At 57.1% G+C, this 252-nt stretch carries 1 pseudogene; it reads left to right on the forward strand.

Annotated elements, in window-relative coordinates:
• A pseudogene (locus GHO03_RS25310) lies at positions 1-252 on the forward strand (two-component sensor histidine kinase); the annotation flags it as partial.

Raw genomic sequence — 252 nt, forward strand, 5'->3', positions numbered from 1 at the left:
TATGACGTTAAGTCGATTGGGGCCTGGCAATCCTCATCTCGACACCATTCTGGAAAGCGAAGCCCAGCTCTTGCGCCACTACGGTGTCGAAGCAGGCAAACAACTGCTGGACGTGTGGCACCACCCCGACGACGAAGCGATAGCCGTGTATGACAGCACCGGCCAATTGCTGGCCGGATTGCCCATTGAACACCCGGTCTTCGAGCAAACGGTCATCAGTAAAGAGGGCATGAGCCTGTCGCTGAGGTCGAC

The sequence above is a fragment of the Pseudomonas sp. FSL R10-1339 genome (assembly GCF_009600545.1).
GTDB lineage: Bacteria > Pseudomonadota > Gammaproteobacteria > Pseudomonadales > Pseudomonadaceae > Aquipseudomonas > Aquipseudomonas bubulae.